General features: G+C 62.5%; 23 protein-coding genes. 5 read left to right on the plus strand and 18 right to left on the minus strand.

Going from position 1 to position 25,522, the window contains the following annotated elements; genetic code table 11:
- The first annotated feature begins 187 nt into the window (after nt 1-187).
- The gene (locus tag AC3YOG_RS18800; protein ID WP_489936187.1) at nt 188-1,150 is read left to right on the plus strand and encodes an aldo/keto reductase; all 963 of its coding nucleotides are present in this window, start codon (nt 188-190) and stop codon (nt 1,148-1,150) included.
- A 232-nt stretch (nt 1,151-1,382) separates the two neighbouring features.
- On the opposite strand, the gene solA is transcribed toward AC3YOG_RS18800, so the two are convergent.
- Nucleotides 1,383-2,510: an N-methyl-L-tryptophan oxidase gene (solA, locus tag AC3YOG_RS18805; protein WP_489936188.1), complete on the minus strand. Its 1,128-nt coding sequence runs from the start codon at nt 2,508-2,510 to the stop codon at nt 1,383-1,385.
- A gap of 327 nt (nt 2,511-2,837) precedes the next feature.
- Between solA and AC3YOG_RS18810 the strand changes: the two genes are divergently transcribed.
- The gene (locus AC3YOG_RS18810) at nt 2,838-2,999 is read left to right on the plus strand and encodes a phosphotransferase (protein ID WP_172125475.1); all 162 of its coding nucleotides are present in this window, start codon (nt 2,838-2,840) and stop codon (nt 2,997-2,999) included.
- Nucleotides 3,000-3,583: 584 nt separating this feature from the next.
- On the opposite strand, the gene AC3YOG_RS18815 is transcribed toward AC3YOG_RS18810, so the two are convergent.
- The 4 genes from AC3YOG_RS18815 to AC3YOG_RS18830 form a co-directional block, all read right to left on the minus strand.
- Nucleotides 3,584-4,444, minus strand: coding sequence for a carbohydrate ABC transporter permease (locus AC3YOG_RS18815; protein WP_489936250.1), 861 nt, complete (start codon nt 4,442-4,444; stop codon nt 3,584-3,586).
- A gap of 26 nt (nt 4,445-4,470) precedes the next feature.
- The gene (locus AC3YOG_RS18820) at nt 4,471-5,349 is read right to left on the minus strand and encodes a carbohydrate ABC transporter permease (protein WP_489936189.1); all 879 of its coding nucleotides are present in this window, start codon (nt 5,347-5,349) and stop codon (nt 4,471-4,473) included.
- 62 nt (nt 5,350-5,411) lie between these two features.
- Nucleotides 5,412-6,689 (minus strand): type 2 periplasmic-binding domain-containing protein, encoded by a 1,278-nt coding sequence (locus AC3YOG_RS18825; RefSeq protein WP_489936190.1) that lies wholly within the window; start codon nt 6,687-6,689, stop codon nt 5,412-5,414.
- A 164-nt stretch (nt 6,690-6,853) separates the two neighbouring features.
- Nucleotides 6,854-7,939, minus strand: a complete 1,086-nt coding sequence (locus AC3YOG_RS18830; protein ID WP_489936191.1) for an ABC transporter ATP-binding protein — start codon at nt 7,937-7,939, stop codon at nt 6,854-6,856.
- A 568-nt stretch (nt 7,940-8,507) separates the two neighbouring features.
- Here AC3YOG_RS18830 and AC3YOG_RS18835 point away from each other — a divergent pair.
- Both AC3YOG_RS18835 and AC3YOG_RS18840 read left to right on the plus strand, forming a co-directional pair.
- On the plus strand, nt 8,508-9,542 hold the full coding sequence (locus tag AC3YOG_RS18835; RefSeq protein ID WP_489936192.1) for a family 43 glycosylhydrolase: 1,035 nt from the start codon (nt 8,508-8,510) through the stop codon (nt 9,540-9,542).
- A gap of 248 nt (nt 9,543-9,790) precedes the next feature.
- Nucleotides 9,791-10,138, plus strand: coding sequence for a transposase (locus AC3YOG_RS18840; protein WP_489936251.1), 348 nt, complete (start codon nt 9,791-9,793; stop codon nt 10,136-10,138).
- 493 nt (nt 10,139-10,631) lie between these two features.
- Here the strand turns inward: AC3YOG_RS18840 and AC3YOG_RS18845 are convergent, their stop codons facing one another.
- The 12 genes from AC3YOG_RS18845 to atzF form a co-directional block, all read right to left on the minus strand.
- Nucleotides 10,632-10,766, minus strand: a complete 135-nt coding sequence (locus tag AC3YOG_RS18845; protein ID WP_489936193.1) for a hypothetical protein — start codon at nt 10,764-10,766, stop codon at nt 10,632-10,634.
- Nucleotides 10,767-10,810: 44 nt separating this feature from the next.
- On the minus strand, nt 10,811-11,884 hold the full coding sequence (locus AC3YOG_RS18850; protein WP_489936194.1) for a VWA domain-containing protein: 1,074 nt from the start codon (nt 11,882-11,884) through the stop codon (nt 10,811-10,813).
- Nucleotides 11,881-12,798: a DUF58 domain-containing protein gene (locus AC3YOG_RS18855; protein WP_489936195.1), complete on the minus strand. Its 918-nt coding sequence runs from the start codon at nt 12,796-12,798 to the stop codon at nt 11,881-11,883. The genes AC3YOG_RS18850 and AC3YOG_RS18855 overlap by 4 nt, the downstream gene beginning before the upstream one ends.
- Nucleotides 12,773-13,789: an AAA family ATPase gene (locus AC3YOG_RS18860; RefSeq protein WP_248305142.1), complete on the minus strand. Its 1,017-nt coding sequence runs from the start codon at nt 13,787-13,789 to the stop codon at nt 12,773-12,775. Before AC3YOG_RS18860 ends, AC3YOG_RS18855 begins: the two co-directional genes overlap by 26 nt.
- Before the next feature lie 18 nt (nt 13,790-13,807).
- On the minus strand, nt 13,808-14,758 hold the full coding sequence (locus tag AC3YOG_RS18865; protein ID WP_489936196.1) for a S1C family serine protease: 951 nt from the start codon (nt 14,756-14,758) through the stop codon (nt 13,808-13,810).
- 1,131 nt (nt 14,759-15,889) lie between these two features.
- Nucleotides 15,890-16,798 (minus strand): polysaccharide deacetylase family protein, encoded by a 909-nt coding sequence (locus AC3YOG_RS18870; RefSeq protein WP_489936197.1) that lies wholly within the window; start codon nt 16,796-16,798, stop codon nt 15,890-15,892.
- A gap of 10 nt (nt 16,799-16,808) precedes the next feature.
- A complete protein-coding gene (locus AC3YOG_RS18875) occupies nt 16,809-17,798 on the minus strand; it encodes an asparaginase (protein WP_489936198.1) in 990 nt (329 codons plus the stop codon).
- Nucleotides 17,799-17,833: 35 nt separating this feature from the next.
- Nucleotides 17,834-18,646: an alpha/beta hydrolase gene (locus AC3YOG_RS18880; RefSeq protein ID WP_489936199.1), complete on the minus strand. Its 813-nt coding sequence runs from the start codon at nt 18,644-18,646 to the stop codon at nt 17,834-17,836.
- 47 nt (nt 18,647-18,693) lie between these two features.
- Nucleotides 18,694-19,473 (minus strand): ABC transporter ATP-binding protein, encoded by a 780-nt coding sequence (locus AC3YOG_RS18885; protein WP_127753295.1) that lies wholly within the window; start codon nt 19,471-19,473, stop codon nt 18,694-18,696.
- Complete coding sequence (locus AC3YOG_RS18890) at nt 19,466-20,317, minus strand: ABC transporter permease (protein ID WP_489936200.1); 852 nt, start codon at nt 20,315-20,317, stop codon at nt 19,466-19,468. Before AC3YOG_RS18890 ends, AC3YOG_RS18885 begins: the two co-directional genes overlap by 8 nt.
- 3 nt (nt 20,318-20,320) lie before the next feature.
- Nucleotides 20,321-21,283, minus strand: coding sequence for an ABC transporter substrate-binding protein (locus AC3YOG_RS18895; RefSeq protein ID WP_127753293.1), 963 nt, complete (start codon nt 21,281-21,283; stop codon nt 20,321-20,323).
- Entirely contained in the window at nt 21,280-23,151 is a 1,872-nt protein-coding gene (gene atzF, locus AC3YOG_RS18900) for an allophanate hydrolase (RefSeq protein WP_489936201.1), read from the minus strand. The genes AC3YOG_RS18895 and atzF overlap by 4 nt, the downstream gene beginning before the upstream one ends.
- A 118-nt stretch (nt 23,152-23,269) precedes the next feature.
- Between atzF and AC3YOG_RS18905 the strand changes: the two genes are divergently transcribed.
- A complete protein-coding gene (locus AC3YOG_RS18905) occupies nt 23,270-24,184 on the plus strand; it encodes a LysR family transcriptional regulator (RefSeq protein WP_127753291.1) in 915 nt (304 codons plus the stop codon).
- A 330-nt stretch (nt 24,185-24,514) separates the two neighbouring features.
- Here AC3YOG_RS18905 and AC3YOG_RS18910 read toward each other — a convergent pair whose 3' ends face one another.
- Nucleotides 24,515-25,414 carry a LysR family transcriptional regulator gene (locus tag AC3YOG_RS18910; RefSeq protein WP_489936202.1) on the minus strand — a complete coding sequence of 300 codons (900 nt, stop codon included), beginning with the start codon at nt 25,412-25,414 and terminating at the stop codon, nt 24,515-24,517.
- Nucleotides 25,415-25,522 lie beyond the last annotated feature (108 nt).

Genomic DNA, 25,522 nt, shown 5'->3' on the forward strand with positions numbered 1-25,522 from the left:
TCCGCCGCTGCGCGGCGCCAAGCGCATGTTCCGCCATTCTAAGCTGGTTCTGTCCCGAAACAACCGTGTCCTTGGAAGGCGGACCACGCTGGCCCGCTGAATAGTCCTATACATCCGGCGCCACTAAGCCTTACCCTTGCCTGGACCAAACACAAGTATCGGGAGAGCGACTTTGGACCACAAGCGAATGGGCACTAGCGGTCTCAAAGTCTCGCGGCTCTGCCTCGGCTGCATGACCTATGGGGCACCTGACCAGGGGAACCACCCATGGACGCTGCCTGAGGACCAAAGTCGTCCCTTTATCCGCCAAGCGCTTGACCTCGGCATCACCTTTTTCGATACGGCAAACGTTTATTCCGACGGCAGTTCCGAGGAAATCCTGGGGCGCGCGTTGAAGGACTTTGTGCGACGGGAGGACGTGGTCCTTGCCACTAAGGTCAACGGCGCAACCCGTCGAACCGATGCCAACGCCACCGGACTGTCACGCCGGGCAATCATGCGTGAGATCGATGCGTCACTTACCCGCCTCCAGACCGATTACGTCGACTTGTATCAGATCCACCGCTGGGACAATGACACCCCCATTGAAGAGACGATGGAGGCGCTGCACGACGCCGTGCGCTCGGGAAAGGCCACCTATATCGGAGCCTCATCCATGTCGGCCTGGCAATTTTCCAAGGCCCAGTATGTCGCCAAAATGAACGGCTGGACGCCGTTCGTCTCGATGCAGAACCAGCTAAGCCTCCTCTACCGCGAGGAAGAGCGTGAGATGCTGCCGCTTTGCGCGGATCAGGGCGTTGGCGTCATTCCCTGGAGCCCGCAGGGCAGGGGGCTGCTCACCCGACCATGGGGCCAGGTCACCGGTCGCTCAGGGACGGACAATGTCATTCCCAAAGTCTATGGCGACACTGCCGAAATGGACCATGGCATCGTAGACGCCGTTCAGAGCGTCGCCCAGCGCCACGGCGTCGCCATGTCTCAGGTCGCTCTCGCCTGGGTTCTGCAAAACCCCGTCGTCACTGCGCCCATCATCGGCGCGTCCAAACCGCATCACCTGGACGACGCCGTTGCGGCACTGGCGCTGAAGCTCAGCACGGAAGACGTCGCGGAGCTGGAAGGGGCTTATCGGCCCAGGGCGGCGGTGATCTAGAGCTTGGGTATTGCCCTGATCCGCTCTACTCGGCGGCAATACGTCTATGTCCCCTTTTGTGTGCCAGCTGCAGCTCTCGAAAATGACCAAGAAGGGGGGCGCTTTTCTGCTCGGCAGCTTGCCCCCGGTTGCAGACGTAAAGCAAATCAGTGCGGTGCAGTGCAGTACTGGAAAGCTGCCACTCTGGTTCATGCTTCCGAGAAACGTCACCTCCTCCTCAGGGTAGGAGGCTTTACCCCACCATGTGCCGGTCGAACGTGAAGGGCGCTATGGGCAGGGTGGTGCCGCCATCCAGCGCCAGATCGGCAAGGATTTCTCCAATGACACTGGCGAATTTGAACCCGTGGCCGGAGCAGGCGGAGCACACGATAACGCGAGGATCGGCTGGCAGAAGGTCGATGAGGAAATTTTCGCCCGGAAGCATGGTGTAGCGGCAGGTGACCGCTTTGATCCGTGTGGTTGCGACCTCCGGCATTCGGCGTGCGGCGAAGGCGTCGAGGAGATCCATGTCCGCGTGAGTGACGGCCGGATTGGCCTGGTCTGGATCGATTGGCTCGAAAAAATGGCAGTGCTTGCCGATCTTGACGCCATCAACGCCGATTTGCGGGAAACCAAACCAGGTGCCGTCTTCGCCTTCATCGCTGAGGAAGCAGGGCATTCTGTTGGGTTGGGCGAGAAAGCCATCGCCCGGCTGATACCAGGCGACGACCTGCTTGATTGGCGCGGCGCGGGCCGCAAGCTCCGGGACCAGTTCCGATATCCAAGCGCCGGTGGCAACGATGACCTTGCGCGTTTCGTAGCTCGCTTGGGGCGAGCGAACCATAATCGTTGCCCCTCGCTCGATGCTGGTGATGCGCTCGCCGATATGGATATGGGCCCCATCGGCGGTTGCCAGCTTGAGATTGCCCCAAATGGCGGCTTCGGGACGAATATAACCCCCTTCTGGATCGAAGACGCCAATTTCGTCCCCAGCCAGCCGATAGCCCGGATAGCGGTCGGCCATTTCAGCCTGATCCAGAATCTCGTGCGCGAGGCCGTATTCTGCGCAGGAGGCCAACATGCCCCCGATCAGGTCGCTGCCCGGCTTGCCGATCTGCAACACGCCGACCTTGCTCAGGAGGTTGGTTTGGAGCCGGCGTTCCATGCGGGCCCAGTTGCGATAAGCGCGCTGTAGCAGCGGCACATAGGCTGGGTCCTCATGGTAACCGAGCCGGATGATACGGCTGTCGCCGTGCGAAGAGCTGAGCTTATGCGCCGGCTGGAACGCCTCGAGACCAAGCACTTTGTGCCCGCGGGCCGCGATTTCGGCGACCGCCGCGCTGCCCATGGCGCCGAGGCCGATAATGATAACATCATACATGGCCTAGGCTCCAAAATAGCTGAATTGGACTGCCGGGGCCGAGCTTAAGACCTAGCAGGAAGAAGTCGTGCCTGCGCAATAAAATGAGTTGCCCTAACTAGCATATGGCTAGCCGGGACATTCCCCAGTTTATTCTACTCAGCCGTTTGGAAACATCCCGGGTCGGTCAGGCGCGGCCGCCTCAGCAGCAATCCCGGCGACCCGGTTTTTTGCAGTTGCGGTCCTCGTCCGGGCGTGCTCATCGGGTACTTGAGTTGACATTGTCGCCGACGAAATAGACGCCCGACGCGCGCATGCTCTTTCGGACGAGGTCTGCACGCAGAGTTTATGGGGCGGGCAGTTTGGCTGCACGGTGACCTCAAGGCTGACAACCTGATCGTCCGAGGTGGTGCTTTGCCGGGTGTGCTCGATTTGGGGGCTATCCGCCGTGGGCGATCCTGCCGCCGACTACGCGGCAGCATGGTTCTGGGTCGCCCCTGCGGCTCGTGACGTGCTCCGGGACAGGCTCAATCTTGATGACCGCGATTGGCTGCGCTCGCAGGGCTGGGCCCTTAGGCGCCGTTATCGCACTGAGCTACTATCGATGTGGCAAGGATGAAGCACTCTGCCGTCAATCACGACAGACGCTTTCAAGGTGGGACTGCTTCTTTAGCCCACACTCGACTAGGCCCAGCCAGCCGCTTGGCCGAGGTGCTTGTCCTGGTTGCTAAACATTGTTCCGGCTCCGGAAGAGACGTTCGGGGGCGGCGAACCGGACTGGCGGCTTTTAGGATCTTGGTTAGGCACTTTGAATGGCCGGAATGGGCGCTGTGCCGCCAGGCAGGAACCGACCCGATCACTGCCGGCCAAGGGTGTTCAAGGAGGGCACTGGGCGCCGATCTATGCGGCTCAGCAATTTCATCGTTGTATTTGAAAAGGGTAGGTGTTCGCTGTTTTATTCTGACCGGGGGGCCATGCTTTCTTGCGAGTTCCAAAGAAAAGACGGACTCGCACTAGGGCAATTGCCGCTGCGTGTGGCCGCGGATCCGTAGTCAAGGCGATCGTGCCGAAACGACCGACAGGCCGAGCTATAGTCAGCCCTTGATGCCCGCCGAGAGCATGATTGCCTGCGTCACCCGGCGCTGGAAGATCAGATACAGTACCGCTACCAGCAAGGCCGCCAGAATGGCGCCGGCCAGTTCGCGCGCATATTGCACGCCGAAAGCATCGTTGACCTGGGTGATGCCGACCGCGACGTTCATCATGTCGGGTTTCGAGACCGCTAGGAATGGCCAGAGGAAGTTGTTCCAGGCGCCGATAAAGGTGACGATCGCCAGGGCCGTCGTGACCCCCCAGTTCATGGGCAGGTAGATGCGGCTGAAAATCCGCCATTCGCTGGCGGAGTCCATCTTGGCCGCTTCCCGGAACTCCTTGGGCACGGAGTCAAAGAAGTTCTTGTAGACAATGATTACCACCGGGTGGATCAGCTGCGGCAAGATCACGCCCAGCCAATTGTTGATCAGGCCGAACTGCGCCATCAGGATGAAATGGTTCACGATCAGGGCGGCGACCGGTATCATGAAGCTGCCGAGGATCGTGTAGTAGATCAGCTTGCGACCGGGGAACCTCAGTTGCGACAGGGCGTAGGCAGTTGTCGCACTGATCGCCAGCGTCAGCACCGTGACCGCCGCCGAAGTCACCAGCGAATTGAGGTACCACCGCCCGATCTGGGTATTCACCAGCACATGCCAATAGGCGTCGATCGTCCAGGTGCGGGGAAGAAACTCCAGGCTTTTGCCGACGACCTGTGACTCGGGCTTGAGCGTGGTTATCAGGGCCCAATAGATCGGGAATGCCCAGACAATGGCGAAGACGACGGTCACGAGGGTCAAAACCAATGCCCCAATGTCCAATGCCCGTGCCGTCTTGACGCGCCCGGCTTGCGCGGACGCCATCACGGGCGCCTGTTGCTGTGCGATGGTCATTTTTCACCTCGGATCCGCAGCACCCGGAACTGCAGGGCGGAAAACACGATAACGATCACGAACAGCGCCACTGAAATGGCCGCGGCATAGCCACCCTGATTTTTCTGAAAGGCCTGGGTGTAGATATACTGCACCATCACCATGGATGGATCGGGTCGCCCGCCCTGCACGAACAGATAGACCTGATCGAAGATCTTGAGCTGCAGGATCAGCTGAATGGTCAACACCAGCGCGGTCACGGGCCAGATCAGCGGCCAGGTGATCTTGCGGAAAATCGTCCAGCGATTGGCGTTGTCGAGCGCGGCAGCCTCGTAGATGTCGCTCGAAATAGAGCGTAGCCCCGCCAGGAACAGCAGGATATTGAACCCGCAGGTCCACCAAATGGTCACCAGCGCCACGGCCGGCATGAACATCCATTGGGTGCGGAACACGTTGATGCGCTCCCCCGCAATGGCACTGATGGGATATTGCAGGATGCCGAACTGCACGTTGAACATCCAGTTCCAGATCCGGTAGACCACCGAAACCGGCAGGATATAGGGCAAAAAGAACATGGCCAGGATCAGGCTCTGCTGCCAGCCCTTGAGGCGCGACACCATCATGGCGATCGCCAGCCCGATCAAGGTGTTGGGAATGACCGTCAGGACAACGAAATAGGCCGTGTTGTTGAACGCTGTCCAAAAGCGCCGGTCATCGAACATCTCGAAGTAGTTTTCCAGGCCCACCCATTCGCCGGGCCCAATCAGCGGCGCGTCAGTGAAGCTGAGCTGCACCATCTGGATGGTCGGCCACAGGAACAACACGCCGTATGTCAGCAAGAACGGCAGGACGAGAAGAAAAGCGATCGTCCATTCGCGGTGTTGGTTCCTGATCATCGTGCTCTCACCCTAGGAGGTGATCCGGCGGCTCGGGCCGCCGGACCATGGGTCTTGATGGCTTATTCGGCCTGGTCCTGCAGGTCCGCCTTCATCTCGTCGATGGCGTCCTGCGCGTCCATTTCACCGTTCATGGCGGGGCTGATATAGTTGGCAACGGCGTCGTAAACGGGCGATGCCACGCCAGCCAGGGTCGACCTGGGATCGAACACGGCCGTTTCGGCCAGGATCGAATAGGTCGCATTGGGCTCCATGGTCTTGAATTCTTCGCTTTCGCGCGTCGCGTTGAAGGCCGGGATGTGACCGGCATCGGCCCAGGCGAGCGAGTTCTCGTTCATCCAGGAGATGACTTCGAGCACGGCCGCCTTCTTTTCGGGCGTCATTTCCTTGCCGACATTGTTGGGGATGGCAAAGGCGTGCGAGTCAGCCCAGGTGGCGGGGTGGTCAAAGAAGGTCGGCAGGGCCACGGCGCCCCATTCAAAGCCGAGCTCACCCTTGGCGGCAAGGTCGGTCAGGGTCGGCACTTCCCACACGCCGTTGATATGGAGAGCCGCATCCCCGGTGGTGAACAGGGCCACCGAGCCTTCATATTCGGTCAGCGCCGGTGCATAGCCGCCCTCGACCCAGCCAGCCATGGTCTCGACCGCCTCGACGGCTTTTGGGATGCTGTCCTCAGGGAAGAAAGTGCCGTCTTCGGCCAGGAACACGCCGTCCTGCTGGCCAAACAGGGAATAAAACACGCGCCATGGCGTGCCGTCGCCCGAGGTCTGCAGCGAAACGGCATATTGCGAGCCGGGCTTAAGCTTCTCGAGTGCCGCGGTGAAGTTCTCGACGCCATCAAGCCCGATCGGCTTGCCGTCTTCGCCCAAGAGGCCCGCTTCAGCCAGCTTGTCCTTGTTGTAGTAAAGGATGATGGAGTGGATGTCGAAAGGCACGGCATATTGCTTGCCATCGGCCTGGCCGGCCTCCCAGTTGGCAGCCTGGAATGCGTCGGCGGTGAGCCCGACGCTGGCGAGATCTTCGGTGCTCAGCTCCGCCACAGCGCCCGATTCCGCCCCGAGCGGCACGCGCGAGAGATGATAGGTCATCACGTCCGGGCCTTCGCCAACGGCCGCGGAGGTCTGCACCTTGGAGTAGAACGGGGTGCCCCATTCCAGGGTGGTGGGCTCGATGGTGATCTCGCCGGCATGTTCCTCGTTGAACCGCTCGATCAGCGACTTCATGCGCACGCCGTCGCCGCCGGCCAGGAAGTCCCACCACACGACGGGTTCCTGCGCCTGGACAGCGCCAACCGACAGCAGCGCTGTCGACAGCATTGCGATCTTCAATAGATTCTTCACTTGCAACCTCCCTTGGGTTTCAACCCAGCGCCATTTTTGGCCTTACAGCTCGCCGGCGAAGCGGGCCGCGCCTGCGTTCAGATCACCGCCAGGCGGTGCTGAATTCTTGTTTCGGGGCGCCGATGCTGCAGCGCAGCCCGCGCCCCAAATTGACCGCCTCCTCCTCAGGCAGCGGCGTGAAAAGCCTTTCCGGTCTCGTCAAACAAAATGGCGGAACCGCCGTCGAGGGCGATGCGGACCTTGTCGCCGGCATTGACCCGGCTGAGGCCTTCGTCTTCCGCGACGATGGGTGCACCGTCGGCAAGGCGCGCATAAACCAGCGTGCGCTCTCCCAGGCGCTCCACCACGTCCACCACGGCCTCGATGCCCCCTTGCTCACCGGTGATGCGAGCCGATTCCGCCCGGATGCCGAGCGTGTATTGCTGTCCGGCAAGGCCGCTCATGGGAACGGCCGTATCGAGCCTGTTCTGCCCGCCAAAGCTGACGCTGGCGCGTCCCCCCTGATCGCTGAGGGCGCTCACGGGAAGAAAGTTCATGGCGGGGGAGCCGACAAAGCTGGCGACAAACCGGGTGGCGGGTCGCGAATACACCTCCATGGGCGAGCCGATCTGCTCGATCCCGCGATTGTTCATGACGACGATCCGCGTCGCCAGGGTCATGGCTTCGGTCTGGTCGTGGGTGACAAAGATCATCGTGGCCTTGATGCGATTGTGCAGCTGCGCGAGTTCGAGGCGCGTGCGCACGCGCAGCCCGGCATCAAGGTTCGAGAGCGGCTCGTCGAGCAGGAAGGCCTTGGGATCGCGCACGATGGCGCGGCCAATGGCGACGCGCTGGCGCTGCCCGCCCGAGAGCTGGGCCGGCTTGCGATCCAGCAATGGCGTGATTTCCAGCATGCGCGCGGCGTCGTCCACGCGGCGGGTGATCTCATCCCGGGGCGCGCCGATGTTCTGCAGTCCGAAGGACATGTTGTCCCGCACGGTCATGTGCGGATAAAGCGCATAGTTCTGGAACACCATGGCGACGCCGCGCTCATTGGGTGGCAGCTGGTCGACCCGCTGGCCGCCAATGAAGATCTCGCCCTTGTTGACAGATTCAAGGCCCGCAATCATGCGCAGCAAGGTGGACTTGCCGCAGCCAGATGGTCCCAGAAAGACGATGAACTCGCCCGAGTGGATGTGCATGGACACCCTTTCGAGGATGTTCACCGCCCCAAAGGACTTGCTGACCTCGTTGAGGACAATATCGGACATGGTTTCTCCTCTGCCGGGCGGGGCCCGAACGCGCGGCGGCAACTCTGCGGTCGCTCGCCAACACTGACGATAGTAATCAGCGCAAAGTTTTCGCAGTCAATCCCATAGTCGCTTAATTGAAGAGCTATTGAGGGCCGACGTGGTGCAGCGGCCGACGGTAGGCACCCGTTGGAAGTCGACAGATCATGGATGAGCCCGCCCGGAACGCCCGCCGCTCCGTCGCACAGAGCCCAGGAAAGACCGGCCCTGCCAGATACTGCCCTCGCGCAAGACTAGGCTGATGCCGGGTTCATGCTGGTCCTGCGCTGGCCGGAACGTCTTGCCGATGCAACGATGCTGGATGGGAAATTCGCCCACCGGCATCGCGGTGCGCAGATCGCTGTTGGTTGCAACACTGCTGGTGGCCGGCCTGGCCTTTCCGCCAAGTGCCGATCCTTAGCTGCCAACCGGAACGGCAGCTTTTAGGATTTTGGTCAAAGGGGGTAGGCTTCGGCTAGCAAAAACCTATCATCGTGATCAGTTCAGGTTTGGCCCAAACAAACCTGCTACCCGCCGGCTGGAGCTTATAGTGACACTCAAGCGATCCCTAACGGCATCGGTCATGGTGTGGGGCCTTACCGCGTCCGTCTCTTCATATCCCTTGGGCATTAATGGCGCCGACCCCAGCGTCATTCGAACCGAAGACGGTTTCGTCTCGGTCGAGTCGCGTGCTGGCCGCACCCTGCTGGTGCGCACCGCGCCCAGTCTTGCCGCACTCGCGGAAGCAAAACCAGTGCGCATCTGGAGTGATCGTGAACGTCTCGGTGAAGTCTGGGCTCCGGAAATGGTCTTCTGGGGCGGCCAATACGAAGTGCACTTCGCCGCCGGGATCGGCAGCGACCATCGCATGTTTGTCATCCGATCTAGCGACCCCTTCGCTGGCTACAGCCATGCGGTCGAGATCGCGCTCCCGGAGGATAGATGGTCGATTGACGGCCTGCCGTTCGCCTATGGGGGCGCCAATTACTACGTCTGGTCGGGCTGGCAAGGTGACACCGATGTGCAGCAAGACATCTTTCTGGCGCCGATGAGTGAACGGGGCCAAGTGCAATCCCCTCGAGCAACGATCTCCTCACCAGATCGAGCTTACGAGAACATTGCCGGCGACACTCCCTCGATCAACGAAGGCCCGCAACCCATCATTGATCCGGCTGGTCAGCTGCACATCGTCTATTCGGCCAACGGCTCTTGGGGAGCCGATTACTGTATTTCCGATCTGCGCCTCAAGGCCCACGGCAACCCACTTGACCCCCACACTTGGGAAGAGCCCGCCGGATGCCTGTTCGGCGCAAACCCGGAGACCCTCGCCGAAAACGGAACCCTGGCCAGAGAAGCAAAGGGCGTCGGTCACCACACCTTTGTCCTGCCCCATGGCAGCCCTTCGGAGGCCACCAACGCAGGTGCCGCTGTTGCATTCCTCTACCACGGCGTCCCCGCGATGAAGACCCCGGACAACTTCTGGGCCGCCCGCGAATGGTTCGTCGGCACCTTCCGCTGGGTACCCGACGTCTCCTACGGTGCCGACCCCGGTTGGAGCCTCAGCTTCTCCGAACGGTCTCAGTAAAATCGAGGGCGCTCAGCTGGCGCCTTGGTAAATTTCTTCTTCGGCCGAAGCGGCCGTGAGAGAAACGATTCTGGTGACGTCACCAGCGGTAGGTGCCGCCCCGACGCTGTGTGAATACTCCTGATGATGCTATGATCTGGCACTGCTTCGGGGGGCCAGATGGGACGTTTCCTTGAAGACCGTGACCAGCGAGCTTTCTGCCGGCCTGCCTAGAGGATTATGTCGCTCCTGACAATTCGATTCGCATCATCGATGCTTTCGTCGATGAACTCGATCTGGCCGAACTCGGCTTCGAGCGCGTGCAACCAGCAGCGACCGGCAGACCCGGCAGACCCGGTTACGCGCCGGGCACGATGCTCAAGCTTTACGTCTATAAATATCTGCATCAGCTGACCTCGAGCCGGAAGTTGGAGCGCGAGGCCGGCCGCAATATCGAGGTGATGTGTTTGACCGGCAAGCTGGCGCCAGACTTCAAGACCATAGCTGGCTTCCGCCATGACAATGCCAGCGCGATCCAGATGGCGCGTCAGCGCTTTGTTGCCGTCTGCCGCGCTCTTGGCCTGGTGGGCGGCAGCATGGTGGCCATTGACGGGTGACGATTGCGTGCGGTGAACACCCAGGAGAAGAACTACACCAATATATGCGTGGAACTGCTCGAAGACATCGTGCGCCAATGTCAGTGCCGGTTTCTCATGGTCCGGTATAAGATGTTGGTACAGTTCGAAAAGGGCGGGAAAATCCTTTCGCTCGGCAGGTCTGACTTTCGGCGCGTTCGTCTCCATTATGCCATTTTGGCGCGATCTTCCGGGCTGTGCAAGGCACGCGGCCTCCAAGGATCGATGAACAACTGCTTTCTACTTTGATCTGCCAAAAGCTGCCCGTCTCCCTTCCATCCCGTTCCTGTCGATGCAGGCCGTGAGGCACAAGGGCAGGGAGTGGGTCCACAGCATACAGGCTGCTAAGCCAGCTCGACTGCAAGGGTTATGGCAAAGCTTACGTGGTCCCTTTCGGTACGGTTCCGTAAGACGTTCCCAGCAGGCGAACGTCGCCTTGTTACGCTAATCGGGCGCGCCAGTGGCGAACTATCGACTAATCTATAGGTTGCGCCGGGAACTGGGCGTTGTAGAACTTGGCGTAGGCGGCTTCCTTGGCCAGCAGCTCATCATGTGTGCCCTGCTCAACGATGGTGCCGCGCTCCATCACGAGCGAGGGCGCCCCGACCACACACTCGGGACCCCAAGCTTTGCCCGCAGAGCTCGCGCCAAAGATCAGGCTATGCGCCCAAGCCAGAGCATGGACAGGCCAGCGGCGGCGAGGGTGAGGAGGGCGCCGAGGCCGGCGAAGAGGAAAGCGATTTCGGTGAGCTTTTTTTCCTCGATCAGGCGGGTCGCCAGCGTTCCGTAAACCTCCGACAAGTCCTCGGCGGACTGCGCTTCGAAATATTCACCTTCCGTGGTAGCGGCGATGGCCTGCAGGGTTGGTGCATCGAGCATGGCGCGCATGAAGCGGCCGCCGAAATCGACCACTTCGCCGCCGGTCGAGCCAAAGCCTACCGTATAGATCCGCACGCCGTGATCCGCTGCCAGTTTGCCCGCCGCGAGGGGATCGGGGCCGGTTGTCGTCGCGCCGTCCGTCAGCAGGATGATGACCGCATTCTGGTAGGATCCCGGCTCCACCGGCACATGCTCGGCCTGTTCTGGCTCCGGCTCGGCATTGTCCAGCGAACGGCCGGTCTGGGGCGCCACGCCACCGCTTCGCATCCCCAGCTGATCGCGCGGATCATAGCCTTCGATCTCAAAGGAGCGGTCGGGAAAGATGGTGGAAAGCGCCGTGATCACGCCCGCGCCAACGGCAGTGCCGCGCCGCAGGTCAAAGCCATCGACGGCGGCCGTGAGCAGTTCCCGGTCGAGCGTGGGCGCCTGCATCAGGACGGCAGAAGCGGCAAAGGCCACGATGCCGATCTCCACATCCATGGGCTGGCTGGTGATGAAGGCCTTGGCCGCTTCCTGCGCGGCAGCAATGCGCGAGGGCGACATATCAGTGGCGCGCATGGAGCCGGAGGTGTCAATCGCCAGGATCACCGTGGAGCGGGAACTGGGCAGAGTAACCACCGCCGCCGGGCGCGCCACGGCCAGCACCAGCACGCCAACGGCAAGCAGCAACAGCGCCGGTGGCACATGGCGGCGCCAGCCGGGCCCCTTGCCGAGCGCCTGCCGGATGAGCGGTAGATTGGCATAGCGCAGGGCCGTTTTCTTGCGGCGGCGCAGGATCCAGACATAGGCGCCCACCAGCAGCGGCAGGAGCAGCAACAACCAGAGCATATCGGGCCAGAGAAAGGTCATGCCGTTGCTCCTGCTATGGCGCCACTGGCGCTGATCCGGCGCATGGTGACGAATCTGAGGATCGCGTCGGCCAGATCGTCGGCCGTCGAGAGTTCAAGCGCATCGACACCAGCCTGGGTGAAGCCGGCGACGATCTCTTCTTCCCATTGCCTGGCCAGCGCGCTGAACCGATCCCTGAAGGTCCGGTCGCCCGTGTCGACGAGCAACTGCTCGCCCGTTTCGGCGTCTTCAATGGCCAGCAAACCCAGATCGGGCAGTGCCTGTTCGAGGGGATCGACCAGCCGGACGGCAACGGCTTCGTGGCGGCGCGCGAGCGCGCCAAGAGAGGATTGCCAGCCGGGAAGCGACACAAAGTCAGATACGGCAAAGACGATGGACCGGCGTTTGAGCGCCGAGCCGGCGCGGTGGAAAAAGCCACCAAGATTGGTCTGGGGTGCGCGCAGGCGCCGGGGATGGCTGAGCACCTTGTCGATCAGATGCAGCAGATGGCGGCGGCCGCCGCGGGCGGGAACGATGAGCTCGTCGACGCCATCAAACAGAATGGCGCCCACCTTGTTGCCGTGATGCACGAATATCCGCGCGAGCGCGGCTGTGAATTCGGCCAGTACCTGCCGCTTGTTGGTGTCGCCCGAGCCGAAATCCACCGAGGGGCTGAGATCGAGGAGAAACCAGGCGGTCACCTCGCGATCCTCGTGGAAGATGCGCACATGGGGGACCTGGGTACGCGCGGTGACATTCCAATCGATGTGGCGGAAATCGTCGTGGGCTTGGTATTCGCGCAAATCCGCGAAGTCGAGGCCGGCGCCGCGGAACAGCGTGCGGTAATTGCCCTGCAATGCGCCATCGAGGCGGCGCACCACGGTCCATTCCACGCGCTGGAGCAGCGCTTCAGCTTGCCGAGGCGAGGCGGGCATGGGTTTGCAGGGGTTGTTCGGGTGCCGGGACGGCCCGAAGGATCTGGTTGATGATCCCGTCGGGACCGATGGATTCCGAGAGCGCTTCATAGGACAGGACAATGCGGTGGCGCATGACATCGGCCGCCACGTCGATCACATCCTGGGGCAAGACATACTCGCGGCCCCTCAGGAAGGCGAGCGCTCGTCCGGCTTCAATCATGTTGATGCTGGCCCGCGGGCTCGCGCCATAGGTGATCAGGCGCTGCAGGTCCTTGAGCCCGACCAGTTCGGGGTTGCGGGTGGCTGCAACCAGCCGCACCACGAACTGGATCAGCGTCGGATCGACGTAAAGCTGCCGCGCCCGCGCCTGAAGGGCAATGAGTTGCTCGGTGGTCGCCACTTTAGCCACGGTCTGCATCACCCCGGTTACGCGCGAGACGATCACGAATTCTTCTTCCTCGGAGGGATAGCCGACCAGCACCTTCATCATGAAGCGGTCCACCTGCGCTTCGGGCAGCGGGTAGGTTCCTTCCGTTTCGATGGGGTTTTGCGTCGCCATCACGACGAAGGGCTCGGGCACCCGGTGGCTTTGGCCGGCAATGGTGACCTGCCGTTCCTGCATCACTTCGAGAAGGGCACTCTGCACCTTGGCGGGGGCCCGGTTGATTTCGTCCGCGAGCAGCAGATTGCAGAACACCGGCCCCAGCGAGGTGGTGAACTCGCCATCCTTGTTGTTGTAGATGCGGGTGCCGACCAGGTCCGCAGGCACCAGGTCGGGCGTGAACTGGATGCGCTTGAACTGCCCCTGGATCGCATGGGCCAGGGTGTTGACCGTCAGTGTCTTGGCGAGGCCCGGGACCCCCTCGACCAGGAGGTGGCCCTTGGCCAGAAGGGCGATCAACACGCGCTCAAGGAAGTGGTCCTGCCCGACCACGACCTTTTTGACTTCATAGAGCACCTGCTCCATCAGGGAAGCGGCTGGCGTCGGGGTCTCGATTGGATCGTCCATGGGTGCTTCCGTTCCTGGCTAAAGCGGTGACTCTTCGACGGCGCCCCCGGCTTCCTCGATGGTGGCGGCAAAGGCGATGCCGGCAAAAGTGCGCAGCCCCGAGGGATTGAGGATGGCGGTGACGATGCCGACGACCTCGCCATCGGCATTGACCAGCGGGCCGCCCGAATTGCCGGGATTAGCGGCGGCATCGAACTGGATCAGGTTGCGCATTGTGCTTTCGCCTTCCCGCTCGAGCATGCGCAGCAGGCCCGACACTACGCCGGCCGAGGCGGAAGGCCCGATGCCGAAAGGAAAGCCGACAGCCACAACATCGTCCCCCGGGCGCAGACTGCTGCTCGAGCCAAGCGTTGCCGGGAGCAGGTCATCGGGCAGCACGCTGGGGCGGATGATGGCAAGGTCGAGTTCGGGTCGGGCGCCAATGATCGTGGCATCGGCTTCGGTGCCATCAAAGAACGACACCCGCAGCCGCTTGGCGGCGCGCACCACATGCAAATTGGTCAGGATGGTGCCCTGGCCGTCGATGACGACGCCGCTGCCGACGGCGGTGAACTCTTCATGGAAATCTTCTTCGATCTCCCCCGATTGGGGCAGTTCGGCTGCCGGCGGCCCCCTGCCTTGGGCAGGCGCCCCCGGTTCTTCACCCGCAGCCGGATCATAGCCATTGACCCGCACCACCGACGGGATGATGGCAGCATAAGCCTGGGAAGCGATAGAAGGAGGCCGTCCCCGCTCGTCGAGGGCGAAGTTCACGGCGTCGTTGATGTCGCCCTGGCTCAGGTTCTGGCCGGGGGGACGCAACACTTCGTAAAGCCCCGCCAGCAAGAGGGCGAGGAGCACCGAGGACAGCACCAGCACCTTGCCTTGATGCTGGTTGTAGATCCGGTGCAGGTGCTGGCGCGCGCGGTGGGAGAAGCTAGGTTCTTGGGCAACAGGCGTAGCTGCATGGGGAAGCGGGCGTGTGGCCATAGCAGGGCCCGGCTGCTGGCCCGTGCGCGCCTTGTTCGATCCGATATAAACCGGTCGTCGCTTCACCCCGGGACACTCCCGTTGAGCGGGCGCAGGAGGCGCCCGGCAGCTGCTTAACCCCTCAAGCCTAGCCTTCCCCGCTCCGAATGGAACCCTCTCTCAAAAACGTGCGCTCCGGCGTCCTCGTGAATGGTTACTGCGTAGTTCGCACCGCTTGAAAGCCCGATCCTGGAGGAGGCGCCGGTGAAGGCAAGGAACCCCAGATAGCGCAGCCAGGCCGAGCCGTGCAGCGGACTTTTGAACCACAGCAGGATGATCGGGAGATGATGGTGGACTGCAAACACCGAGGCAGATGAGCGTTGGCTTCACTCCAACTAATCGCTGGGTCTACCAGGGCGTCTGACCGGGGCTTGCTTTAGGCTAGAAGTCCGCTCCGATCCGGAGGTGCTCTTCTCCAAGTACGCGATCAAAGCTGCCGGTCCTCCCTGGCAGCTTTCTGGGTTTTATGGGGGGCAGGCTGAAGATGACCCCAAGTCTGTAACAGATCTCTGTAGATGCAAGCCTTACCTGGAGGAACTTAGGTACCTTCCGGCGGAAGTAGGTCACGCGACCTTTCAGGCGCGTGTAGTGTCCGGTGCGCATGTCGATGCAGGCTCCCCAACTGACCGGAACGACAGCTTTGGCTGCGAACATTGCTCCCCTGCAAATCCGCAAACCGAATCGTGTCCGATGGCAGTTCGGTGGCCAAACTGGGGTAATCCACACAATTGGGCCGGCGGCGCCGGCGCTAACTTGCCGGGAACAAACAGTTTTGCTGAGGGACTGGCTGGGGAACCTGGATTCCCAGCAAAAGTCGATGTTACCCGTAAGTCACTGAAAGCATTGATGCTGCCAGTGGCCAACTTGGCCACTTGGACCATGCTGGTGGCCAATGGTCAAGATCTGGGGCAGGCACCATTGTTGGTTTTGGTCGAGATAAGTTGGGCTGGATCTGCGTACGGCAGATATGGGGCCGGAAGCGGAATGGCTGCTTTCGTCTCAACTGAGGGAATATCTGACAGTCACGTCAGTTACTCCGGCGTCGAACTGCGGGCGATAGCGCTAAGTGCGCGAGGTACCTGCCTGTGACCCCTAAGGTAATTGGTCGCTTGTATTTTGGGTCTTGAACCAGTCGAGAATTTCTGAGCCCGTCAGCATCGCCACCCCCTCGTGGCCGAGAATATAGTCGTAGAGCATCTCGAGATATTTGATGCGGTGCGGCGCCCCGGTCAGATAGGGGTGGATGGAAATGGCCATCACCCTTGGATTCTCGCTTCCCTCGAGATAGAGCCGGTCGAACTGGTCGACGCCGCGTTTGTAGATCTCGTCGGAGCGGTGCCCCTGCACCGCGGACATAACCACATCGTTGATCTCGACTGTGTAGGGCACCGAGGTAATTGGGCCCGATGTGGTCTTGAGCGTCACGGGCTGATCATCGAGGCACCAGTCACAGACATATTCGATGCCCGCGTCCGCCAGCAGATCGAGCGTGTCGAGGGTTTCGGTCAGCCCCGGACTTTCCCAACCGCGCGGCGGCGCGCCGGTCAAGGCCGTGATCGCCGCAATGGTGTCGCTGATGGCCTTGGCCTGGTCTTCGACGCGGTGCATCGGCCGCTGCACGAAGCCGTGGCCGATGAAATCCCAGCCCGCTGCATGCGCGGCGCGGCAGGCTGCTTCGTAGACAGTGCAGGCCGAACCGTTGACGGCAAAGCTGGCGCGCAGATTGCGCCTGCCCAGCACCTCAAGAAGCCGCCAGAAGCCCACCCGCATGCCATATTCATGCCAGGCCCAGTTCGGCACATCGGGCAGCAGCGGCTGTCCCATGGGTGGCGGCAGCACCGCCCGCGGCATGGGGTCGGCGGGCGACCAGTTCTCGACATTGACAATGGTCCAGACGGCGATGCGCTCCCCCCTGGGCAGGCGCAGCTTGGGCCGGTCTACGATGGGGGAATAGTCGAGGCGGCCACGGATGATGGCGGGGTCGATGACAGGTTCGGTCATGGCTTTGGTCTCAGGCATAGTGGCGGAAAATTTGGGCGACGGCGGCGCGGTCGCGCCCCTGCGCCACAAGGAAAGCCAACAACAGTCGCGCCTTGGGGGCACTGAGCAGGCCGGCGGGAATGAGCCCCCGGGCGATCAGGTCGCGCTCGGAACCGGCAAAGCCATAGGTGTTCTCGAAAACCGGACCGGCCGGCACGCGCGACGCCAGTACGATGGGCAGGGTCGCTGGTAGCACTGCCAAGCCTGGCAGCAGCGCCGCCGGCACATGCCCAGCGCCCATGCCCTCGACAACGAGGCCGCCATAGCCAAGCGCGGCGACCGCCTCGATGAGATCGCCCTCATCGCCCAGGCCCGGCTTGAGCATCGCGACCCGCGCCAATTCCGGCATCACGCCGAGCGCATCAGGGCGCTGCGGTCGGAGCAGGATGCGCACGTGCTCTTCGATCACCGCGCCGAGCGGTCCAGCCGAGGGGCTGGTAAAGGCCGATGGCAGGCCCTTGTGCGATTTTTCAACCAGCGCGGCGGCGTGGATTTCGTCGTTGAGCACCACCAGGGCGCCCAGTCTCCGGGCCGTCTCGGCGGCGGCAACGCTGATTGCGGCGAGCAGGTTTGCCGGGCCGTCAGCACCCGGCGCAGCGGCGCCGCGCATGGCCCCCGTGATTACTAGCGGCGCGTCTGCGGAATGTGCCAGACCCAGCAAAAAGGCGGTTTCATCGATCGTGTCGGTGCCCTGGACCACCACCACGCCCTGCGCGCCCGAGGCAATGGCCGCAGCAATGAGCTGCGACACCTGCCGCAGCTGGGCAAAGCTCAGCGACGCGCCCGGCACCAGAAACGGCGTCTCCACGGTGATCGCGGCAATATCGGGCAGCCGCGGCACCGCGGCGATCAGCATGGCCCCGTCCAGCGCCGGCACGATCCCGCCCTGTGGCTCGGGCATCATGGTGATGGTGCCGCCCAGGACGATCACATGGACGCGCGGCAAACTGGCATTAGTCAAAGTTCCGTCCTTCGTTTCATGCAGTCCGCGCCCTATCAGGCCCGTCTGGCCAACTTGACCACCTGTTTGGCAAGGGCGCCACCAGGTTGCGCCAGTTGCTCCAGTATGGAGAAGTGGTCGTCCCCTGCCACGGGCAGCAGAGTGCCGTTATGGCCCGCCGAATGCCAGGCCTGCGCGTAATCAACCGATTGGCGCTGCAGCTCGGGCAATTCAGCCGTGCCATAGGCCATCACCAGCCGCCCTGCCCGCGACGGGATGGTGTGGACGGGGCTCAGCTGCTGCACCTCGGCAGGGGTCAGGCCCAGTTTGTCATTGAGCGTGCCCAGCCGGATCGGCTCCAGATCGAATATGCCCGAAATGGCCAGTCCCGCATCGACCTGCGGCAGCGCCATGGCGCTCGCTGCCAGTTGCCCGCCGGCCGACCATCCCGAGACGATCAACCGTCCGGTCGCAAGGCCCCGGGCCGGGCCTTCCTGGCGCAGCCAGGCAAGCGCCGCGGCAATTTCGTCCATGATCTGGCCGAGGCCCGCGGCCGGCGCCAGCGTATAGCCGGGCACCGCCACATCGATGCCCGCCGCCAATACGCCTTCGGCCATACAGGAAAACACATCCTTGGAATTGCGCTGCCAATAGCCGCCATGGATGAAGACCAGCAGCGGCGCATGGGCAGCGCCGGAGCGGAAGACGTCCATTCTATTGCGCTGGCGCGGACCGTAGGGCAGGCCAATCAGCTCGGGCAGCCGGGCCTGAAGCGCTACACTCCGCCGGGTCCAGTCCGCCAGCATCGCCGCACTGGTGCTGACCGCGCCGGTATTGTCATAGGCGCGGTCCAGTTCGGCTCTGTCCATGTCCCGCCATAGCGGTGGCGCCGCCTGCAATGCCGTTCTGCTCGAGGTCACGCCGCAACCTTGGCGTGGTGGCTATGCAGGTTGCCCGCCAGCGAGCGGCGCAAGGCGTTGAACTCGGCTCCGGCAACGTCGCGGGGGCGTTGCAGGTCTATGGCGATGTCGCTGTCGATGCGGCCTGGCCCGGCGCTCATAACGATGACCCGGTTGGACAGCACGATGGCCTCCTCGATGGAGTGGGTCACGAACAGCACCGTCAGCTTGGTGCGCTCCCACAGCTCAAGCAGTTCGTCCTGCAGCCGTTCACGCGTCATGGCGTCCAGCGCCCCGAAGGGCTCGTCCATCAGCACCATTTCGGCCTGATTGGCCAGCACGCGGGCGATGGCCACGCGCTGCTTCATGCCACCCGACAACTGGTGCGGATAGACATCGGCAAAGCGGGCGAGCCCGACCAGATCGATGAAATGATCGACAGTCTCCTTGATTTCCTTTCTGGGCCGGCCGCGCGAGGCGGGACCGAAGCCGATATTGTCGCGCACCGTGAGCCAGGGAAACAGCCCATAATCCTGGAACACCATGCCGCGCGTGGGGTCCGGCCCCTTGATCGGCCTGCCCCACATCAGCGCCTCGCCGCTGGTGGCGCTCTCAAAGCCGGCCACGATGCGCAGCAGGGTCGACTTGCCGCAGCCCGAGGCCCCGATGAGGCAGACGAACTCGCCGCGCATCACGTCCAGATTGGCGTCCCGCAGCGCCTCGATGCGACGGCCCTGCACGTCAAAGGTCTTGCCGACATTGCGCAGCGAAAGAATGGGAGGGGTCGCGCTAGACATGGTTGGGACTCCAGGACAAAAGCTTGCGGCCGATCATCAGGATGATGCGGTCGGAAATAAAACCGGCCACGCCGATCGCAATCATGCCGCAGATGACGATCTCAGTGCGCGACAGCTGGCGCGCTTCCATGATGATGGCGCCCAGTCCGACCGAGACACCGGTCATTTCGCCGATGACGATGATCATCCAGGCAAAGCCGAGCCCCAGGCGCAGGCCGGTGAAGATCGCCGGCAGAGCCGCCGGCAGCACCACCTTGGTGAATTGGGCCGATGGGGTGCAGCCGAGCATGCTGGCCGCCTCGAACAGCCGCAACTCGACGGAGCGCACGCCGAACACGGTATTGATCAGGATCGGATAGAAGGCGCCTAGGAAGACGAGGAAGATTGCCGAGGTCGGCCCGATACCGAAAATGATCATGGCTAGGGGCAGCCAGGCTGTCACTGGTATCGGCCGCAGGATCTGCAGCATGGGGTCGAACATCTGCCGTACCGTCGGGATGCGGCCGATCATCAGCCCAAGCGGCAGCGCGACGATGACGGCGAGGAAGAAGCCACCATAGACACGGGACACCGAGGCAATGACGTGATTCAGCAGCGTGCCGCTGAACAGGTCATTGCGCACGCCCCCGACGGCCAGGTCATAGAAGGCGATCGCCACCGCCGAGGGCGGGGGAATGAGACTATAGCCCTCGCCTGTCGTTGCCAGGTGCCAGGCCGCCAGCAGCAGCAGTGGCAGGATCAACGCCAAAGCGGGTCCGCGGAGCCGGGACCCCTCGAAGGCAGATTGCCTCCGAGTTGCCGCAGCGGCGGGCGGGGTGGTGGTCCGGTCGGCCGCAATGCTCATGGCTTAGACCTTCTGCTTGAGTTCCTCGACGAAGCGAGTGTCAAAAAGCGTCTCAAAATCGGGGAGCGCCTGTATCTGGTTAAGTTCGACCATGTGCTGGGCGTAGATCTTGGACTGGTTCAGTTCGGTCTCGCCAAAATACCAGGTCAGCTCGACATTGGGTGCCGACAGCTCGATGGCGTCGCGCTGCTGCCCCAGCTTCATGACCGCCATTTCGACCATCGCCTCGGGGTTGGCCATGGCGTATTCGGAGGCCTGACGATGAATGTCGAGAATGACACTGGCCAATTCGGGGCGTTCGGCGAGCGTATCGCTATGGGCGCCGAAGATCATGTTGAGCGCGCCCATCTCGGTGCCATAGGGATATTCGACGATCTTGCCAACGCCCGAGGCCAGGCTGACGCCCGGCGCCGGCTCGGCGCCGACATAGGCGTCGATGTCGCCACGCGCCAGCGCCAGGTGCATTTCGCTGAACGAGATGCGCACCGGGGTAATGTCGGTGATCGAGAGCCCCTCCATGCGCAGGCGCTCGAGGATGAAAACCTCCTGTGTCGAGCCGGGCCAGATCGCCACCCGCATGCCCTTGAGGTCGGCGATGCTCGCAATGGGGCTGTCCTTGCCAGCCACCACACCCATACCCTTGTTGCAGGCGCCGCCGATGACGACGATCGGCTCGCCTGCCGCTGCACCCAGCGTTGCGGCCGCAATGCCGAACATGCCGAAATCGACCGACTTGGTGACGACGGCGTTCTTGCCCTCGGTTGGGCTTTCGAAGGGAATGACCTCGACCTTGTAGCCGGCTGGGGTGAACTGGTCGTAGAAGTGCGGCGCGATGGAATGGATGAGCTTGAGCGCGCCCATCTTGATCACCGTCTCCGATTGTGCCCGCACGAAGGGCATGGGCATGAGGGCGGTGGCAACGGCACTGGCGGCGGTAGTCGCGAGAAATTTGCGTCTGTTCATCATAGCCTGTACTCCTGGGCGGCAAAGGCGGTTGTGGGGTTGTTCTGACTGGCCGAGCTGGCTGCGAGATAGCCTCGCCAGCCGCCATATGCAGTAATGTTCTCGGCACCGGCGAGGGCGTAGTGTTCACAGATGAAGCCCTTGACCACCTCGCCGTCCTCGGTCTCCACCGAGCCGATGCCGAGCGGGCTGGGAATGGCGGCAACGAAGCTGCCGAATTCCCGCGCCGGCACGTCCCAGAGCTCGATTTCAATACCGCCAGGCCCGCCATCGCGCGACAGGCCTGGCTTGGCGGGCGTCGAATTTGGCAGCGCATAGAGGCTGTAGCCGTTTGCCGTGCGCGTGGTGAGGATCAGTCTCGCGCCGCGCTCGGTCAGCTGCTTGTTGAGCGGCTGGCCCTGCAGATGCGCGCCCACAACCGCGAGGCGAATGCTTTCCTGCTCGTTGATCACAGGAACGACAGCGCTGGACTGCGTGAGAGCGGTCGAGCCGGCGCCGAGCCTTGCCGCGGGATCGGTGCGCTGGAGACGGTCGCCCATTGTGGCAAGCATGCCGTCGCTGAACTGCGGGCCAATAAGGGTGACGCCGACAGGCAGCCCCTTGTCGCCCCGGCCGAACGGAACGGAGATTGCCGCCATGTCCAGCAGGTTCACGAAATTGGTGAATAGGCCTAGTTTGGAATTCAGGGCCACCGGGGCAGCCAGCATGTCATCGATCGTCGGGTGCTCGGGCGCCGTGGGGACCAGCAGAAAATCGACATTGTCCAGCGCCGTGCGGACCTTCAGCGCCAGGTCCGCCAGGCGGTATTGCGCGGTGAAGGCATCGACTGCGGAATACTGGGTGCCCGATGTCACGATCTCGCGTACGACGGGATGAATGCTCTCAGGCTGGCTCTGGGCAAAGTCGCTGATCGCAGCGTAGCGCTCGGCGACCCAAGGGCCGGCATAGAGCAGCGAGGCGGCTTCCTCGAATGGCGCGTAGTCGATCATGACCGGCGCCCCGCCCAGACCTTCGAGGCTGGCGATGGCGGCCTCATATCGCGCCACCACATCCTGCGCGCATCGCGCCCGAACGGTCATGTTCAATATACCAAAGCGGAAGCCGTTCACGCTGGTGGCCGTCAGGGCTTGGCTGCTCGTCCGGGAATAGGCATCCTGGCCATCGGGCACCGCTACCACGTGCAGGACGCTCAGTGCATCTTGCGCCGTGCAGGCCAGGATCGATACGCAGTCCACCGTGCGGCATGCCGGCAGCACACCCCGGGTGCTGATCAGACCCTTGCTCGGCTTCAGGCCCACAATATTGTTGAAACCGGCCGGCACCCGCCCTGATCCGGCCGTATCGGTACCCAGCGCAAAGGGCACCAAGCCTTTGGCAACCGCGACTGCCGAACCTGAGCTCGAGCCGCCGGATACATAGCCTGCGTCGAAGGCGCAGGACGGAATGCCAAAAGGCGACCGCGTCCCATTCAGCCCGGTCGCGAATTGGTCGAGATTGGTCTTGCCAACGGGGATCGCCCCGGCCTCGATCAGGCGGTCGACCACGAAAGCGGATGCCTGGGGCTTATAGGCGAACTGCGGGCACCCGGCGGTGGTCTCGAGACCCGCAACATCAATGTTGTCCTTGACCCCGAACGGGATGCCGAACAGCGGCATGTACGCGCCGGCATCGAGCCGAGCCTTTGCCGCTGCCAGCAATGTATGCGCCTGGTGGCGCGGCATCACGGAAATCCAAACGGGAAGCCCTTCGGCTTCTACGGCGTCAAGGGTGGCATCGAGATCGCGGAAGACGTCGCGACCGGCGCGGTACGCGGCAACCTGTTCAGAGATTTCAGAAAAAGCCGCAAGTGAAGATGTTGCGAGACTGGTCAAGGCGGCGGTCCCTGTCGGTTTGCTGACCCTACCGTAGCGCCCATGCCGTTGCCGTCTATTGCTATTTTCCGACCGCCATGTTGCGTAATCGTCAACGCGACGTCAAAGGCGAATCCAGATGAAGCACCTCAAGACACTGCAATGCATTGACGATGTGGCCGGCAGCGGCTCGATCCGCCGAAGCGCCGAGCGCCTGTCAATCACGCCATCGGCTTTGACCCGCCGCATCCAGGACTTCGAGGCCGAACTGGGCACGCCCGTTTTCGAGCGCATGCCGCAAGGCATGCGGCTCAATGCGGCCGGCGAACTGGTCGTGCGCCACATCCGGGCGCAGCTCTCCGATTTCGAGCGGTTGCGCTCGCAGATCGCTGATCTTTCAGGGATCCGCCGCGGTCATGTGACCATCGCTTCCAGCCAGGCCTTCGCCCACGATCTCATCCCCCACGAAATTGCGGTCTATCGGGCGCAGCACGCGCTCGTCTCTTTTTCGGTGCTGGTACGCGACCATATCCACGCCGTCGAAGCGGTTACCGCCTTCGAGGCCGATGTCGCGCTGGTGATCGCCCCGCCGCCGGCGCCAGAGTTCCAGCCGCTGCTGGTTATCCACCAGCCGCTATGCGCCCTGATGAGTAAGGACCATCCCCTGGCCGCGGCCCGGACCCTGCGATTGCGGGAATGCCTCCAATATCCAATCGCAATGCCCGGCCCTTCGCTGGCCATCCGGCACCTGTTGCAGGGCGCCATTGTTCGCGCCGCCTTGCCGGTCAATACCGTGGTCGAGTCCGACTCATTCGAGGTCCTGCGCAGCTATGCTGGAAGCGAGCAGGTCATTTCCTTTCAGATACGGCCGGGCATCCCTCAGGGAAACAGCAACCTTGTGGCGCGCGAGATCGATCACCGGGACATGCCGCTGACCCAATTGGTGCTGGGCCAGTTGCGGGGACGATCGCTGTCCGTCGCTGCCTCCAAGTTCGTCGACCAGATTTCAGGTAGCCTGCACACGCGATACGGCGGCAGGAGACGACCTGACTAAGCTTGTCTAAAGCGGGGCCGATAGCGGACCGTCTGCTCTTGGCGACGGCGTTGCCGAAAACTGCCACCATGCCGCTATTCCGCGGACGGCTCACACCGCGCGTGGGAGATTCGACCGCAAATTCGACTGGTTCAACAATCGCCGGCTGCTGGAGACAATCGGCAACTTCCCGCCGGCAGAAGCCGAAAAACGCTACTACGGCATGCTGGAAGAATGGGTCATGGCCGCATAACTTAAACCACACGGCCTCCGGCAAACCGGGGCGGTTCAGTTCGCGACCGCTTCCGTCGCGCAAAGTATTTTGGGAAATCGGGTGCACGAAGCCATAGATCAGCTCAACGACGGCGCGAGCCGCCCTGCGAAGAAGTCAACGAAGGCGCGCACCTTGGGCAGCGGATAGCGACTACCCGGCCATAGCAGCGAGAAACTGACACGGCCGTCAAGGCATCCGGGGAAAATCTCGACCAACCTGCCATCGGCCAACCGTCGCTCGACGAGAAAATTCGGGAGCGCGGCGATGCCCGCACCCTCGTCAGCCAGGATCAGCAGCGAATCCACCATCGTGGTCGCCAGCGAGACCGGGACATTCACGTCCGCATGGTGCGCGGCCAGCGGCCAGGGTTCGAGCTTGCCTGTGTGGGGAAAGCGGTGACGCAGGCAGATATGACCGACTAGGTCGGTCACCGACGCAGGCTTTCCGGCGCGATCGAAGTAGGAAGGCGCCGCGACGATCCGCCATTCGAAGTGACCAAGCCGCTTGTGCTGGAGACGACTGTCAGTCAGCTCACCTGATCGCAGTACAACGTCGAAGCCCTCTTCGATGACGTCGACGATGCGGTCGTTGAAGTCGATTTCAAGGATCACCTCGGGATATACCTGCATGAAGGCGCTGATGATTGGCGTGAACAGGAAATTCGCCACCGGCAGGCTCACCTTGAGCCGGCCACGCGGAGCCTCTGCGGAGCGGGCTAAATCGACCTGGGCGCCCTCCATCTCCGCCAGCACGCGCCGGCTCCGCTCGAGGAACATCTGCCCCTCCTCGGTGAGGGTGATCGATCGGGTGGTGCGATGGAACAGCCTGACCCCCAGTTGCTCTTCCAGCTTACGCATCGACTTACCGATGCCGGACGATGACAGCCCCATTTGTTGCCCCGCGAGCTTGAAGCTGCGCAGTTCGGCCGCGTGAACGAAGGCCTGCAGGGACAGGAAGCTATCAACAAGAGGCGCCATTGCGGACTGCTACTCCGGACTATTTGGATGCTGTATGGGCTTATTGCGGACCATCATGCATCTATACTGCGGCCTTGCCAAGCCATTCCGGAGATGGCGGCAACACTG

The sequence above is a fragment of the Devosia sp. Z6_126 genome (genome assembly GCF_058133495.1).